At 67.0% G+C, this 15,559-nt stretch carries 11 protein-coding genes and 2 tRNA genes; 5 read left to right on the top strand and 8 right to left on the bottom strand.

All coding sequences use genetic code 11. The features are described 5' to 3' along the window. Window positions 1-24: 24 nt before the first annotated feature. Window positions 25-2,835, bottom strand: a complete 2,811-nt coding sequence (locus tag LIW09_RS04690; RefSeq protein WP_256646801.1) for an autotransporter serine protease — start codon at window positions 2,833-2,835, stop codon at window positions 25-27. A gap of 339 nt (window positions 2,836-3,174) precedes the next feature. On the opposite strand from LIW09_RS04690, the gene LIW09_RS04685 reads away from it, so the two are divergent. From LIW09_RS04685 to LIW09_RS04675, 3 genes are all read left to right on the top strand, one after another. Then, entirely contained in the window at window positions 3,175-4,350 is a 1,176-nt protein-coding gene (locus LIW09_RS04685) for a thiolase family protein (protein ID WP_256646800.1), read from the top strand. Between the two features lie 122 nt (window positions 4,351-4,472). Further along, window positions 4,473-4,778: a hypothetical protein gene (locus LIW09_RS04680; RefSeq protein WP_256646799.1), complete on the top strand. Its 306-nt coding sequence runs from the start codon at window positions 4,473-4,475 to the stop codon at window positions 4,776-4,778. Window positions 4,779-4,982: 204 nt separating this feature from the next. Beyond that, window positions 4,983-5,282: a hypothetical protein gene (locus LIW09_RS04675; RefSeq protein ID WP_256646798.1), complete on the top strand. Its 300-nt coding sequence runs from the start codon at window positions 4,983-4,985 to the stop codon at window positions 5,280-5,282. A gap of 527 nt (window positions 5,283-5,809) precedes the next feature. On the opposite strand, the gene LIW09_RS04670 is transcribed toward LIW09_RS04675, so the two are convergent. The 5 genes from LIW09_RS04670 to alaS form a co-directional block, all read right to left on the bottom strand. After that, entirely contained in the window at window positions 5,810-6,064 is a 255-nt protein-coding gene (locus tag LIW09_RS04670; protein ID WP_256646797.1) for a hypothetical protein, read from the bottom strand. Between the two features lie 93 nt (window positions 6,065-6,157). Further along, window positions 6,158-6,234, bottom strand: a tRNA-Arg gene (locus LIW09_RS04665). An 84-nt stretch (window positions 6,235-6,318) separates the two neighbouring features. Then, window positions 6,319-6,411 (bottom strand) — tRNA-Ser (locus tag LIW09_RS04660). A 56-nt stretch (window positions 6,412-6,467) separates the two neighbouring features. Further along, entirely contained in the window at window positions 6,468-6,662 is a 195-nt protein-coding gene (gene csrA, locus LIW09_RS04655) for a carbon storage regulator CsrA (RefSeq protein ID WP_256646796.1), read from the bottom strand. Between the two features lie 123 nt (window positions 6,663-6,785). Then, a complete protein-coding gene (gene alaS, locus LIW09_RS04650) occupies window positions 6,786-9,425 on the bottom strand; it encodes an alanine--tRNA ligase (RefSeq protein ID WP_256646795.1) in 2,640 nt (879 codons plus the stop codon). A 246-nt stretch (window positions 9,426-9,671) separates the two neighbouring features. Here alaS and LIW09_RS04645 point away from each other — a divergent pair, with 246 nt between their 5' ends. Further along, window positions 9,672-12,401, top strand: a complete 2,730-nt coding sequence (locus tag LIW09_RS04645) for a DUF2339 domain-containing protein (protein WP_256646794.1) — start codon at window positions 9,672-9,674, stop codon at window positions 12,399-12,401. A gap of 8 nt (window positions 12,402-12,409) precedes the next feature. Continuing rightward, window positions 12,410-13,780: a DUF3999 family protein gene (locus LIW09_RS04640; RefSeq protein WP_256646793.1), complete on the top strand. Its 1,371-nt coding sequence runs from the start codon at window positions 12,410-12,412 to the stop codon at window positions 13,778-13,780. 84 nt (window positions 13,781-13,864) lie between these two features. Here LIW09_RS04640 and LIW09_RS04635 read toward each other — a convergent pair whose 3' ends face one another. Both LIW09_RS04635 and recA read right to left on the bottom strand, forming a co-directional pair. Continuing rightward, window positions 13,865-14,365: a regulatory protein RecX gene (locus tag LIW09_RS04635; RefSeq protein ID WP_256646792.1), complete on the bottom strand. Its 501-nt coding sequence runs from the start codon at window positions 14,363-14,365 to the stop codon at window positions 13,865-13,867. Then, on the bottom strand, window positions 14,362-15,393 hold the full coding sequence (gene recA, locus LIW09_RS04630; protein ID WP_256646791.1) for a recombinase RecA: 1,032 nt from the start codon (window positions 15,391-15,393) through the stop codon (window positions 14,362-14,364). The genes LIW09_RS04635 and recA overlap by 4 nt, the downstream gene beginning before the upstream one ends. Between the last annotated feature and the right edge of the window lie 166 nt (window positions 15,394-15,559).

Here is a 15,559-nt window from a genome sequence, read left to right as displayed (position 1 = left end):
CCGGAATGACGGGCACGCACATCATCAGAACCGATACTGCGCCTGCAGCGCAGCCATGCCGCTGCTGCCCACCGGGCTGCTGCGACGGCTGAGGTCGAATCGGAACAGCGCCCGCTCACCCCACAGCGCCGACAGACCCAGGCCAAACAGCTGGCTGCGCTGTGCGACGGCGATTCCCTGCAGCGGCGCCCACTGCTCCAACCCCGCATAGCTGGCGTCGAACGCGAAACCGTTGGCTGCCAGCGCCTGCTGCCATTCGGCACGCGCATCGGCGCGCAGGTCCATGCCTCCCAGGCGCCAGCCGCGCACCGCGCGCACGCCGGCCACCGCCTGCCAGCGGCTGGCATCCCACGCATTCGCGCGCAGCCCAAACCCGCTCGCGCTGCCTTCGGAAAACCCGTCATTGGCAATGCGCAGGTACTGCGCGCCAAGGTACGGCGTCAGCGCCACGCTGCCAGCGTTGAAGCGGCGGCCGATTTCACCGAATGCGCCGACGTAATTCCCCGACAACTGCGTGGCCACCGCCTCCTGCAAGGTTCCCAACAGCAGGTTGCGCTGCATCTGCCGCTGGAACGCGCCCGAGCTGAGCTGCACCTGCCCCTGCCACGGGCCATGCCACGCTGCGGCGTACAGCTGCACTTCGCGCTGGTGACCGCGACTGCGGTCGCCCAGCTGCCCCAACCAGCTGGATTGGTCGAGCCGGTTCATCGCGAACCCCATGACCGCATTGCGGCCAATCCGCCAATCGTTGCCGAACATCTCGCCGCTGGCATCCATGCCCACGCTGTCGTAGCCAGCCTGCGCCAGCGTGCCGCTGCTGGCGAGGTCGCGATACCAGCCACCCGACGCCTGCGGCACGGAAGCCAGCGTATCGACGCGGCCCGCCAGCGCGCGCCGACCCGCATCGATGGCATCAAACGTCAACGCCGACGACGCCGCGTGCAACTCGCCGGACAGGCTGCGCAGCGAGGCATCGGCATTGGCGAGACTGGCCGACTGCTGCAGGGCGCCGGCGGCGTCGATGAAGCTGGCGCCAATCCCGCCCGGCGCGGCGCCGCCCAGCTGGGCGTCGATGGCCTGCATCGCCGATTCCACCCGCGCCGCCGAGGCAACGCTGACGCCATCCAGGCCCAGGCCAGCCACTGCCTTCGACACATCGATGCGATTGATGTTGAGGAAGACATTGTTCGGGTCATACGCCAGCGCCGCGTCGAGGAACACATTCGGCGCCGCCTTCAGCACGCTGAAGGTGCCGTTCACGCCACCCGTGGCATTCAGCAGGGTCTCCTTGGCAACGGTGGTGTAGCCGGTCCTCACGCCGAGAATGGACACGGCGCCGTCAATGCTGGCGCTGCCCGTCACCCGCAGCGTGCTGCCCAGCCAGACGCCCAGGTTGCCGGTGGATGCCTGCAGGTAATTGCCGGCGATGCTGGCCGGCGTGCTTGCCCCGCTCAGGAACCTGCCACTGTTGCTGACATTGCCGCCAAACAGGCCGCTGGCCCAGACCGTGGCGCCATTGGCGATGCCAAGATTCGATTGCAGTCCCTTGCGCACATCCAGCCCGCCAGCGTTGACCTGGGTAGTGCCGGTGAACTTGCCCGCCTCGACCAGGGTCAAGGTGCCGCTGCCGTTCTTGACCAGGCCGCCGCTGCCAATGATCGGGTTGCGCCAGAACGAGTTGCCGCTGAACGACACCGAAAAATCGCCCCAGGCGAAGTTGCTCGGCCCGTTCGCCGCCCGGGTGACGTCCAGCAGGCCCCAGCCAAACACCGGGTCCACGCCTGCGGCACCAAGATCCTTGGCGCCGCCCAGCACCAGCTGCCGCACCTGGTCGTTGTTCATGTACGGGAACGCCGACCACACCACCGCCACGGCGCCCGACACCAGCGGCGCCGCATACGACGTGCCCCCGCCCTGGTACAGGCCACTGGTGGCTTGCGACGTCGCCTTCGGGTCGATGTACACCACGTTGCCGGGGGCGACCAGGCAATAGTTCATGGCGGTGCCGCACTGCTGCGAATACGAGGTGAGCTGGGTGGGGTTGTCGGGATCCAGCGCGCCGACGGTCAACCAGCCCTTCTCCAGCTGGGCGTCGTTGGCCAGCGTGGGCAGGCGCGCATTGTCGGACGGGTTGCCGACGTAGCGCGAATCCGCGCCGCTGTTGCCGTTGGCAAACACCACGATGCCGCCGCGATTGACCACGAAGTCCTTCCAGGCCGTGGCAAGTTCCACCGTCAGCGCCGGGTCGGCCCAATACAGCCCGCCCCAGGAATTGTTGATCACCTTGGCGCCGGCATCCGCCAGCTCGGTGTTGATCGCCTTGAAGTAATCGCCATAGCCTTCGCCGGCATGGATTTCGTTGCCTGCACCCGACCCGTCATCGACCGGGCGGGCATCGGCAATGATCCGCGATGACGCCACATTGGCATCCTGGGCAACGCCGCCACCCCATGTCCCGGTGCTGCCCGAATTGCTGCCGTCCGAGTTGAGGTAATTGCCGACCACCGGACGCCCCGCCGCCAGCGATGCAACGGTGGTGCCGTGGCCCACCTTGTCATCCACGCTCAGATCGTTCGGCGGGGAGCTGACGTGGATGAAGCTGCTGCCCACCCGCCCACTCAATGCCGGATGGTTTCGGTTGACGCCCGAATCGACAAAGCCGATGGTCACGCCCTGCCCCTTCAGCCCAGCGCCCAGCGCGCCCATCGCGTTGATCAGGGTCAGATGCTTGTTGAGGTTGGGGCTGGAAAAGGTGATCGGCGCCCCCCGGGTGGGAATCGCGGGCGGGTTGACCGTCAGGCTGCTGTCATTGGCAACCGTCGGGGTGAAGCCCAATCCCGTCCCACTTGTGGGCAGGGACGGGGGCGGCGATGAGCGCACCGCGCCACCCCCACCCCCACAGGCCGCCAAGGCCAGCGCGATGGCGCAAGGCAAGGCGCCAAAGGCCAGCCGCCGTGGTTCGTTTGAAAACCGGTTCATGTGCATGCTCTCCCCAATGCAATGGCCACAGCCCAGCAGGCTGGAATCCTGATTCTGGAGTTTCAACCCTCACCCGCCGCATCCGCAACAACCGCACGCGGTGCAAGCTGAATGCGGCACTGCAACATGACCGCTTTTTCAGGTGATAATCGGGGCTTGCCGGTCACGCCGGCCCCCTGCATCCCGGAGCTTTCCATGAGCGACGTCGTCATCGTCGGTGCCAAGCGCACCGCCATCGGTTCCTTCCTCGGCCAGTTCACCGGCACCCCCACGCCGGTCCTGGGCAGCGCAGCGATGGCTGCGGCGATCGCCCAATCCGGCATCGCCGTTGACCAAATCGACGAAGTCATCATGGGTTGCGTGCTGCCGGCCGGCTTGGGCCAGGCGCCTGCGCGGCAGGCGTCGCGCGGCGCGGGCATCCCCGATGCCGCTGGCTGCACCACCATCAACAAGGTCTGCGGCTCGGGCATGAAAGCCGTGATGCTGGCCCACGACATCATCAAGGCCGGCTCGGCCAGGGCCGTCGTCGCCGGCGGCATGGAGTCGATGACCAATGCCCCGCACCTGCTCAACGGCTCGCGTACCGGCATCCGCTACGGCAGCGCCGAGTTCCTCGACCACATGGCCTTCGACGGCCTGACCAACCCCTACGACGGCAAGGCGATGGGCGTGTTCGGCGACATCGCCTGCGCCAAGTACGGCTTTGATCGCGCCACCGTGGACGCCTTCTCCGCCGAAAGCGCGCGCCGCGCGCAGGCCGCGCAGGCGTCCGGCGCGTTCGACGCCGAAATTGCACCGGTCACCGTCAAGACCCGCAAGGGCGAGGTCGTGGTCAACAAGGATGAGGAGCCCGGCAAAATCGATCTCAACAAGATCCCCGAGTTGCGCCCCGCGTTCGGCAAGGAAGGCGTGCTGACCGCCGCCTCGTCGTCGAAGATTTCCGACGGTGCGGCTGCGCTGGTGGTGATGTCGGCTGAAGCCGCCACAGCCGCCGGCGCCAGGCCGCTGGCGCGCATCGTGGCCCACGCCACCCACGCGCAGGCGCCGGAGTGGTTCACCACGGCCCCGGTTGCAGCCATGCAGGCCGTGCTGGCCAAGGCCGGCTGGTCGGTGTCCGACGTGGATCTGTTCGAGGTCAACGAGGCCTTCGCCTGCGTGGCGATGGCGCCGATGACCGACCTGGGCATCACGCAGGACAAGCTCAACGTCAACGGCGGCGCGCTTGCGCTGGGGCATCCGATCGGCTGCAGCGGCGCCCGTCTCCTGGTGACCCTGATGCATGCCCTGCAGGCCCGTGGAGGCAAGCGTGGCGTGGCTTCGCTATGCATCGGTGGCGGCGAAGCCACCGCCGTGGCCATCGAATTGGCGTGAGGTTGAACAACGCCGGAATGAAAAAAAACCGGCCAACCGCTTGACACGCGACGCAGGCACGTCATCATGTTAGGGCACGCAGCTTTTGCGTTGCCCAGAATTAACGACGAGGAAACCGTATCATGTCGATCAACAAGATCCTGCTGGCGATGGCGCTGGGCTTGGCCCTGACCGCTTGCAGCAAGTCCGAGCCGGCCGCTGACGCCGCTGCCAGCACCGAAGCCCCGGCTGCCGACGCGCAGGCCACTGCCGACACCGCCGCCGCTGCAGCCCCGGCTGCTGACGCAACCGCCGAAGCCCCGGCTGCTGACGCCGCTCCGGCCGACGCCGCAGCTGCTCCGGTTGATGCCGCTGCCACCCCGGCCGACGCGCAGAAGACCGCCGACGACGCCGAGAAGGCTGCAACCTCGGCCGAAGCGAAGAAGTAATCGGATCAGCGGAGCAATTCGCGGAAACATTACTGCAAAGAATCGGAAGAGCCGTCGGTGCGCCGACGGCTTTTTCGTGCCCCGGGCGACCGGGAAAGACGAAAGTCAGTGAACGACCCACCGGCACCTGCCGGTTCGCTAAGCGCACTGGCGTTGCCTGATTCACATCACTAGCTTTTCAGTCAACCCTCTCTGGAGAAAACCATGAACAAGAAGCTTTTCGTGCTCCTCGCCGCTGGCGTCCTGGCCCTGTCCGCTTGCAAGAAGGACGAAGCCCCGGCCGCCGACGCCGCTGCCCCGGCTGATACCGCCGCTGCCCCGGCCGACGCCGCTGCTGCTGCCCCGGCTGACGCCGCCCCGGCTGCTGACGCTGCTGCTGCCCCGGCTGCCGACGCTGCCGCTGCCCCGGCTGCCGACGCTGCTGCTGCCCCGGCCGCTGACGCTGCCGCTGCTCCGGCTGCCGACGCTGCTGCTGCCCCGGCTGCTGACGCTGCCAAGAAGTAATACCGCTGCTGGCGCAAGCCAGACGCAAGGAACAAGGCCTGCCCTCACCGGCGGGCCTTGTTTTTTTGGATATCGAGAATCTAGTGTGGAACAGAGGTAGCTCTGGCTCTTGCCCTAGATCCTTCTTCCTTGTGGATTTCTACCCGAGAGAGCTTGAGCTGACTGTGGTTCAAGTGTGGAAATCTCCGGTTGCCGCTGTCGCCGCTGTCGCCGCTGCGGCCTAGGATGCAAGCAGCGGATTTCGGGGAAAGCAGGGATGCGCTTTGGGTTGATCGTGCTGCTGTGCGCCGGGCTTTCGGTGACGGGTCTGAACGCGTTTGCAGCGAACCAGTGAAGCCGCCGGCGACTCGGCAGGCGGTTGCCGAAGCCGGCGCAGGACGCCGCTCTCAAGCCGATTCGTGCGCTCGTGGCAACACCCGAGAAGCAGGTCGACTTGGCCAGAGCGATGCTGGCCATCAACCGCGTGGTCGATCCTAGAATCGATTCGACTGCGACGCTGGCCCAGCTCGATACACTAGCCTCCAGGATCAAGTCCCGCGTTCCAGCCGGTGCCAATCGGCAGACCAAACAGGCGCAGTTGCACGCCGCGCTCGCACGCCCAGCTTCGCTTCCTGATACAGCCGCTCAACGCGCTTGTAGTTCACGAGCACCGCGTGCACCACGCCATCATCCGCTGTCTGGACCAGAATGCGGCTTCGAGTGCCGCTGATTTCGGCAACAACCCACCCGCCGGACACCGACGAAAGTAGATCGTAGCCGGTGTCGGCAAGCGCCTTGGACACCAGCGCTGGCACGACTGTGGCACGGAGACTGGCTGGAGCCCAAAAGCAAAAAGGCCAATGAGCGCTAACTCATTGACCCTTGTGCGTTTCAGGTGGTGCGCCCGGAGAGATTCGAACTCCCGACCCCCAAGTTCGTAGCCTGGTGCTCTATCCAACTGAGCTACGGGCGCAGAAGCGGAATTATGCCGTTCCGCCGGCTGCACGTCAACGAAAAAATCCTCCGGTGACATGCAATTTTTCGCGTTTCGCCTCGATGGCGGAGACTGAGGGATTCGAACCCTCGATGGAGCTTTTGACCCCATACTCCCTTAGCAGGGGAGCCCCTTCGGCCTCTCGGGCAAGTCTCCGTGAGGTGAAACTGCGAGCCAGCAAGGATACAGGCAATCAAACGATCCGGCAAACGTCAGGACGATTTTTCGTCGTCCTTGCCAGTCTCATCGCCCTGGATGCGCTGGTAGATTTCCTCTCGATGCACGGCCACGTCCTTGGGCGCGGTGATGCCGATCCTGACCTGGTTTCCCTTCACCCCAAGCACGGTGACGGTGACCGAATCACCGATCATCAAGGTCTCGCCTACTCGCCTGGTCAAGATCAACATCGCGCAACTCCCCTGTTGCTGGCTTTGCACATGCCTGTGGATACAGGCATGGAAGTGTCCAGTATTCCGATCATACGTGCCGGGCTTTGCATACCACAACCCAACCGAGGGCATCCCCGAGGTTCAGGCCTGCAACCCCCGCTGCACCCAAGCGTACACGCCCTCCAGTGCGTCGCGCAGCGCCGACCCATCTTCGCCACCGCCCTGCGCCATGTCCGGACGGCCACCGCCCTTGCCATTGATCTTGCGGGCGACATCGCCCAGCACGTCGCCGGCCTTGATCCGGCCCAGCGCCGCACCGCTGACGCCGGCCACCAGCGCGGCCTTGCCACCTTCGGTGCCAGCCAATACCACCACCGCGTCGCCCAGCTGCTGCTTCAGCCGATCCATCGCATCGCGCAGGGCCTTGGCATCGAAGCCTTCCAGGCGTGCGGCCAGCACCTTGATGCCGGCCACGTCCTGCGCCTGCCCGGCAAGGTCGCCGGTGGCATTGGATGCCGCCTTGGCCTTCAGCGCTTCGACCTCGCGCTCCAGCTTCTTCTGGCGGTCGAGCAGGCTGCGCAGCTTGTCGCCGACATCGCCGGTGGTGCCGCCCAGCAGGTGCGCGGCCTCGTGCAGGCGGTGTTCTTCCTCGGCCACGAAGTCCAGCGCGCCCTGCCCGGTGACCGCCTCGATGCGGCGCACGCCGGCGGATACGCCGCCTTCGGACACGATCTTGAACAGGCCGATGTCGCCGGTGCGGCCGACGTGGGTACCGCCGCACAGTTCGGTCGAGGTCGGGCCGAAGCGCAGCACGCGCACGCGCTCGCCGTACTTCTCGCCGAACAGCGCCATCGCGCCGAAATCCAGCGCTTCCTGCATGCCCATGTGGCGCACTTCGCCCTCGTGGTTGGCGCGCACCTCGGCATTGACGCGGCGCTCGACCTCGGCCAGTTCAGCCGCGGTCATCGGCTGGAAATGCGAGAAGTCGAAGCGCAGCCGGTCCGGCGCAACCAGCGAGCCCTTCTGCTGCACATGCGTGCCCAGCACGTTGCGCAGGGCGGCATGCAGCAGGTGGGTGGCGCTGTGGTTGAGGATGGTGGCGCCGCGGCGGCTTGCATCGACTTCGCCGCGCAGGTGGTCGCCCACGCGCAGGCGCCCGAACTGCAGGCGTCCGGCGTGGCCGTGGAACTGCCCGGCCAGCTTGAGCGTGTCGTTGACGTTGAAGCGGCTCTCGACGCCGTCGAGGTCGCCGGTATCACCGACCTGGCCGCCGGATTCGGCGTAGAACGGCGTGCGGTCGAGGATGACGATGGCGTCATCGCCGGCCTCCACCACGTCCACCGGCTTGCCCTCCTTCAGCAGCGCCAGCACCTGCAGGCTTCCCGCGGCCAGTTCGTCGTAGCCGAGGAACACGGTGGGCGCGAGCTTGGCGACCAGCTCCGCCGGCAGCTGCACGCCGCCGCCGAACTTGCCGGCGGCGCGGGCGGTTTCCTTCTGGTGTTCCATCGCCGCGTCGAAGCCGGCCACGTCCACCGACATGCCGCGCTCGCGCGCCATGTCCTGGGTGAGGTCGAGCGGGAAGCCGTAGGTGTCGTACAGGCGGAAGGCGTCGACGCCGGGGATGACCTTGTCGTCGACCCGGCCGGCCACGTCCTCGAAGATCTTCATGCCGGAGTCCAGCGTCTCGGCGAAGCGCTCCTCCTCGGCCTTGAGCGCACGCTCGGCGGTGGCGCGGCCCTCGCGCAGCACCGGATAGGCCTCGCCCATCAGGTCGTCCAGCGTGGCGACGAGCTTGTGGAAGAACGGCTCGCGCACGCCCAGCATCCAGCCGTGGCGCAACGCGCGGCGGATGATCCGGCGCAGCACGTAACCGCGGCCCTCGTTTGACGGCAGCACGCCGTCGACGATGAGGAAAGCGCAGGCGCGGATGTGATCGGCGATCACCCGCAGCGACTTGTTCTCCAGGTCGGCGGTCGAAGTGAGCTCGGCGGCGTGCCTGATCAGCGCCTGGAACAGGTCGATCTCGTAATTGGAATGCACGTGCTGGAGGATCGCGGTGATCCGCTCCAGGCCCATGCCGGTGTCCACGCACGGCGCGGGCAGCGGCGTCAGGGTGCCGTCCGCGGCACGGTCGAACTGCATGAAGACGTTGTTCCAGATCTCGATGTAGCGGTCGCCGTCCTCGTCGGGCGAGCCCGGCGGACCACCGAAGTGGCTTGGGCCGTGGTCGTAGAAGATTTCGCTGCACGGGCCGCAGGGGCCGGTGTCGGCCATCTGCCAGAAGTTGTCGGAGGCGAACGGCGCGCCCTTGTTGTCGCCGATGCGGATGATGCGGTCTTCCGGCAGCCCGATGTCGTTGCGCCAGATCGCGTAGGCCTCGTCGTCGGTGTGATAGACGGTGACCAGCAGGCGGTCCTTCGGCAGCTTCCAGACCTCGGTCAGCAGCTCCCAGGCCCAGGCGATGGCCTCCTTCTTGAAGTAATCGCCGAACGACCAGTTGCCGAGCATCTCGAAGAAGGTGTGGTGGCGGGCGGTATAGCCCACCGAGTCCAGGTCGTTGTGCTTGCCGCCGGCGCGCAGGCAGCGCTGGACGTCGGCCGCGCGCACGTAGCTGCGCTTCTCCGCACCCAGGAACACGTCCTTGAACTGCACCATGCCGGAGTTGGTGAACAGCAGGGTCGGGTCGTTGCCCGGCACCAGCGGCGCGGACGGCACGATGGTGTGGGCCTTGGAGGCAAAGAAGTCGAGGAAGTCCCGACGGATTTCGGATGTGGTTTTCATTCTGGCGAGCGCTGAGGTGAAGAACGCAGGAAAACCCCGCAAGACCGCCACGATGCGGACACGGGGTCGAGTTGGCAACCCAATCCGACCAGTTTACAGGTCGCAAACACCCTTTCGACGCGCCTTGTGCCGCAAACGCCCACCACGGAATGCGGCCACGGCAGCAGCGGCGTTTTGCCGGGGCCGGGCAAGCTGTGTTCTCATCCACTGCAGATTCGCATTGGCCCAGACCACAGGGAGTGGTGAATGGATGGTTTGATCCTGCTGGGGCTGCTGCTGGCAGCGCTGGTCCTTGCTACCCCGGTCCTGCTGCTGGTCGCGCTATCGAAACTCTCCGCGCTGCGTAGCCGCGTCGAGAAAATGGAGGACGCGCTTGCCGCGTTGCATGGCATGCAGGCCGCGCCGGCTCGACCGTCCGAGAGCACCCGCCCCCAGCACCACAGTCAGGCGTCGAACCCGATCCCGGTCGCACCCCGGATGCCACCGGATGCCGAAGGCGCGATCGAGCCCATCCTGGCCGCAGCGCCGGCGCAGGCACCGCGTCCCGCCGCACCGCAGGCCGCGCCACCGCCAATGACGCCACCAATGATGCCGCCGGACGCCGTTGCAACAGCGCGCGTACCGCCGCCGCGACCTGCCCCTGCTGCGCCCACCACGCCGGACCTGTTGAGCGTCGGCATCGCCCGCATCAAACAGTGGTTCAGTACCGGCAACGTGCCGGTGAAAGTGGGCATGCTGGTGCTGCTGGTTGGCGTCGCCGCGCTGCTGCGCTATGCCAGCGACCAAGGCTGGCTCGATGCCCCCATCGAACTGCGCCTGGCCGGCATCAGCGCCGCCGCGCTCGCCGCGCTGGCATTCGCCTGGCGCAAGCGCGAAAGCCACCGCAGTTTTGCCCTGGCGCTGCAGGGCGGCGCCATCGGCGTGTTGCTGCTGGTGGCGTTCGCCGCGTTCAAGACCTATCACCTGATCGAAGCCGGGCCCGCATTCGCGTTCAGCGTCATGCTGGTTGCCGGGCTGGCGGTGCTCGCCGTGCTGCAGGAGTCACGCACGCTGGCAATCCTGGGCACGCTGGCCGGCTTCATGGCACCGCTGTGGCTGTCCGACGGCAGTGGCAACCACGTCGGCCTGTTCGCCTACTACGCCGTGCTCAACGCCGGTGTTTTTTCGATCGCGTGGCTGCGTCCCTGGCGGATTCTCAACCTGCTTGGCTTCGCCTTCACCTGGGGCATTGGGGCCACTTGGGGGGCGCTGCAGTACACGCCCGACAAATTCAACAGCACCGAGCCGTTCCTGCTGCTGTTCTTCGCCTTTTACCTGCTGCTTCCGCTGCTGTATGCGCGCAAGGCCGCCAGCCCGGCGGGTGCGCGCATCGATGGTTCGCTGCTGTTTGGAACGCCGCTGGTCGCGTTCTCGCTGCAGGCCGGGCTGCTGGAGGGCGCCCGCATGCCGCTGGCGCTGTGCGCGCTTGCGCTGGCGGCGCTGTATGCGTTGCTGGCAAAGGCGCTGATCAACCGCGAACGCCTGCAACTGCTGGCACGTGGCTACGCGATTCTGGCCGTCGGCTTCGCCACGCTGGCAATGCCGCTGGCACTGTCGGCGCGGGCAACGGCATCCGTGTTCGCCCTGGAAGGCGCCGGCCTGGTGTGGCTGGGCCTGACCCAGCAACGCCGGCTGGCGCGCTGGACCGGTCTTGGGCTGCAGGCCGCAGCCGCCTGCGCATTGGCCATCGGCAGCATCGACGTGCGCAACATCGAGACCGTTCCGGTGGCCAATGCCGCGTTCATGGGGGCCCTGCTGGTCGCCCTCGCCGGCTTCGCCACGGCATGGCTGTATCGCCGCGCCGGCAAGCCCGGAATCGCCGTCATCCCCTATCTCTGGGGGCTGGCGTGGTGGTTGGGCAATGGCTTCAGCGAGCTCGGCCGGTTTGCGCCTGCCGACAGCCACCTGCACGCGACGCTGCTGCTGTTGGGCGCAAGCGGCTGGCTGGCTGCCGAAGCTCACCGCCGCGCCCCCGCGCCGGCACTGGCCCTGACCACGCTGGGAGGCCTGCTGCTGGCGTTCCCGCTGGCGTTCCTGCAGCTCGGCGCCTATGGCCAACCGCTGGCCGGTTTCGGCGCCATCGCGTGGCCGCTGTTTGCCGCACTGGGCCTGCGCAGCCTGGTTTGCCTGCGTGGCGGTGGCGGCGGCACTGCGGGGCTGGCACAGCTGGTCTGGTGGCTGCTGTGGCCAACCGTGTTGTCCCTGGTGGCCTGGCATGTGGGCGCGCACTTTGCGCTGGCGCAGGGCTGGGTGGGCATGGTGCTGGCGCTGCCGTGGCTGGCACTGGCGGCAGTTTCGCTGTGGCGCTGGCAGTGGTTGAAGAGCCCGCTGGGCGACGCCTTCGATGGGTATCGTCGCCCGCTGCAATCGCTGGTATTTGCCGCGCTTGGGCTGTGGTGGCTGCACGCGCTGTCCGGCAGCGGCGACAGCGCGCCGCTGCCCTGGCTGTTGCTGCTGAATCCGCTGGAACTTGCACAGGTCGCGCTGTTGGTGCTGCTGGCGCTCTGGCTGCGCGAGCAACAGCGGCAACCCGACACCCGGCTGCGTCTGGGGCTGGCGCTGGCGGCGCTGCTGCAGGTGACGGTCACCACCCTGCGTGGCGTCCATCATTGGGGCGGCGCCCCCTGGAACGACACGTTGCTGCAAGGCAGCCTGGCGCAGACCAGCCTGTCGGTGGTGTGGAGCCTGCTGGGCGTGGCGGGCTGGGTGTTGGGGTCCCGGCGCGGGCAATGGGGGCTGTGGCTGTCGGGGGCGATCCTGATGGGCGTGGTCCTGCTCAAGCTGCTGCTGGTGGATCGCGGCAACCTCGGCGACCTGCTGGGCATCGGCGCCTTCATCGCCTATGGCCTGCTGTGCACGCTGGTGGGCTGGCTGGCGCCGGCACCGCCACGGCGCGGCGCGCCATCGCAACCACTCAATGCAGGCTCCCCCGCATGATCAGGAACATGACCCGGCAATTTCTCTGGCTGGCACTCCTGTTGCCCTTGGGCGCGGCAGCCGCCACGCCCGACGCGTACGCGCGCCAATGGCCACTGCAGCTGTCACGGGCCGATGCCGGCGCCTACCGCGTCGTGCTGCGGGGCGAGGTGTATGCGGCAGCCTACTGGCGCGACTTGCGCGACGTGCAAGTGCTGGATGCCGATGGAAAGCCCGTTTCCAGCGCGGTGTACCCCGCAGCCAGCGCCACGCAAGAGGTGTTGCGAGCGGTGGACCTGCCCTGGTTCGCGTTGCCCGACACTGCCGCTACCGACGGCGGAACCCTCGCCGTCCTGGTGGAGCGCGGCAGCGACGGCACCGTGGTGGCGATCAGGAACAGCGCGCAAGCGCCGGCGCATGCGGGCAATGGCAATCCCGCCTGGCTGATCGATCGCGGCCCCACGCCTGGCATGTTGCATTCGCTGTCGGCGCGCTGGGCGGATACCCAGGCCGCCCTGGACCTGAGCTATCGGGTGGAAGGCAGCGACGACCTGCGCGACTGGCAGTTGCTGGATCCACGGATGCACCTGTTGCAACTGCGCAACCAGAACCGGCAACTGCGCAAGGACAGCATCGCGCTGGAGACATCGTTGCGCTACCTGCGGCTGGTTCCCCTGCAGCCCACGGGTGGGCTGGCGCTGCTCGGCTTCCGAGGCGACGTGGGTGGCCTGGCCCAGCCTGACCAGTGGCAATGGATGACTGCCACCGCTGCGGAAACGACGCCCACGGGCGATCTCTACCGCATTCCTGGACGCTTGCCGGTGCAACGGCTGCAAATCGTGATGCCGGCCAACAGCACGGCGAGCTGGGACGTGTCCAGCCGAGATCCGGCAGACCATGGCGACGCGCCAACGCCCTGGCAGATGCACGCCACTGGCTGGACGGCATGGACTCTCGCCGATGGCGGCACGTCGCAGCACTCGCCCGCGCTGGCCATCGCACGCCCGACCAGCGACCGCGAATGGCGCCTGCGGCTGGCGTCGGGCACTGCCCCGTCGGCACCCCCCATCCTGCACCTGGGCTTTCAAGCCGGCAGCGTGGTGTTCCTGGCCCAAGGGCGCGCGCCGTACTCGTTGGTCGCTGGCAGCGCGGCACAGCGACCTCGCCAAACCACGCTGGCCCCAATGCTGGAGGCCCTTCGCGCCAGTCACGGGACGCAATGGCAGCCGGCCAGTGCCGATCTCGGCAGCGGCGGCGTGCGTGCAGGCAATGTCGCGTATCAGCCCCCGCCGGTGCCGCGCGACTGGAAAACGCTGCTGCTGTGGGGCGTGCTGGTGCTGGGCGCGCTGACGGTTGCCGGATTTGCGCTCAGCCTGCTGCGCGCAAAATCCCCGCACTGAAAACGCGAAACTCCCGCACGCCCGGATTGGCGCAGACACGCCAAACGCGCGAAACGCGCCAAACGCGGGAAGACAAGCAGACAACTAATCTTCGCCCAGAGCTGCCGCCGCCTGCTCCATCGAGAATCCGCGCCGCAACAGGGACCCCATCGCTTTCCGACGCGCAGCGCGGTCGTCGGCCAGCGCATCGGCGTGCCTGCGGCGAATCTGCTGCCTGGCGACTGCGACCCAATCCCCTTCGAATGCCGCCATCGCTTGGGCGATGGTCGCATCTGCCAGCCGATGGGTAGCCAGCTCCGCACGGATGTAGGCCGGCCCATAGCCGCTGGCGGCACGACTGCGCAGCAGCGATTCGGCAAAGCGGGCATCGCTCTGCCAGCCTGCATCGCCGAGTTTGTCGATGGCCTCCTGTGCAGCGGATTGCTCCACGCCGCGGACTGCCAGCTTGCGAGCGAGTTCCACGCGGGAGTGTTCGCGGCGGGTCAGCAGCCCCAGTGCGCGCTGGGTTGGCGTAGGTTCCGGGCGACGGCGGCGCTTGGCCGCTGACGAGGACGTTTCATCGCCGCCGCCGCCCGACACCGTCATTCAGCAGCATCCCCAGCCTGTTCGCGCGGGGCTTCTTCCGGCACGAACTTCTCGCGCAACGCCGCTTCCAGCTTCTGCGCCGACGCCGGATTCTCCTTCAGGTACTGGCGGGCATTCTCCTTGCCCTGGCCGATGCGCTCGCCGTCGTAGCTGTACCAGGCGCCGGCTTTCTCGACCAGCTTGGCGTCCACGCCCATGTCGATCAGTTCGCCTTCGCGGCTGATGCCCTCGCCATACAGGATCTCGGTGATGATCTGCTTGAACGGAGGCGCCAGCTTGTTCTTGACGACCTTGATCCGGGTCTGGTTGCCAATGATCTCGTCGCCCTTCTTGATCGAACCGATGCGGCGGATGTCCAGCCGCACCGAGGCATAGAACTTGAGCGCATTGCCGCCAGTGGTCACTTCGTTGCTCTGCCCGGGCATCATGATCCCGATTTTCTGCCGCAACTGGTTGATGAAAAACACCATGCAGTTGCTGCGCTTGATGTTGCCGGTCAGCTTGCGCAGCGCCTGGCTCATCAGCCGCGCCTGCAGCCCGGGCAGCTGGTCGCCCATCTCGCCTTCGATTTCGGCCTTCGGAGTCAGTGCGGCAACCGAGTCGATCACCACCATGTCCATTGCGTTGGAACGCACCAGCATGTCGGCAATCTCCAGCGCCTGCTCGCCGGTATCCGGCTGCGACAGGTACAGCTCTTCGAGGTTGACCCCGAGCTTCTGCGCATAGACCGGGTCGAGTGCGTGCTCGGCGTCGATGAAGGCGCAGGTGCCGCCGGCCTTCTGGCATTCGGCGATCGTTTGCAGGGTCAACGTGGTCTTGCCGGAGGATTCCGGCCCGTAAATCTCGACCACGCGCCCCTTGGGCAGGCCGCCGATTCCCAATGCGATGTCCAGCATCAGCGAGCCGGTCCCGATGGTTTCCACCACTTCCACCGGGCGGTCACCCATGCGCATCACCGAGCCCTTGCCGAATTGCTTTTCGATCTGGCCCAGGGCTGCGGCAAGCGCGCGCTTCTTGTTTTCGTCCATCGTGGTGCTCCTCAAAGTCGGAATTCGGATTGGGTGGTTCGGATCGGATGCAGGCAGGTTAGACAGGACCGGTCGCACGGACTGCGACGCTGCTGGCCGGCATCGAGAAAATCGCATTTGAAAGCGGGCCTGGGGATCGGGAAACCCCGCAGCGATGCCTCGGAGG

Origin of the sequence: Thermomonas paludicola (assembly GCF_024498955.1) — a bacterium.
In the GTDB taxonomy this organism is placed as follows: Bacteria; Pseudomonadota; Gammaproteobacteria; order Xanthomonadales; family Xanthomonadaceae; genus Thermomonas; species Thermomonas paludicola.
The sequence above is the reverse complement of the archived record's forward strand: the minus strand, read 5'-3'. Positions and strand labels throughout refer to the sequence as shown.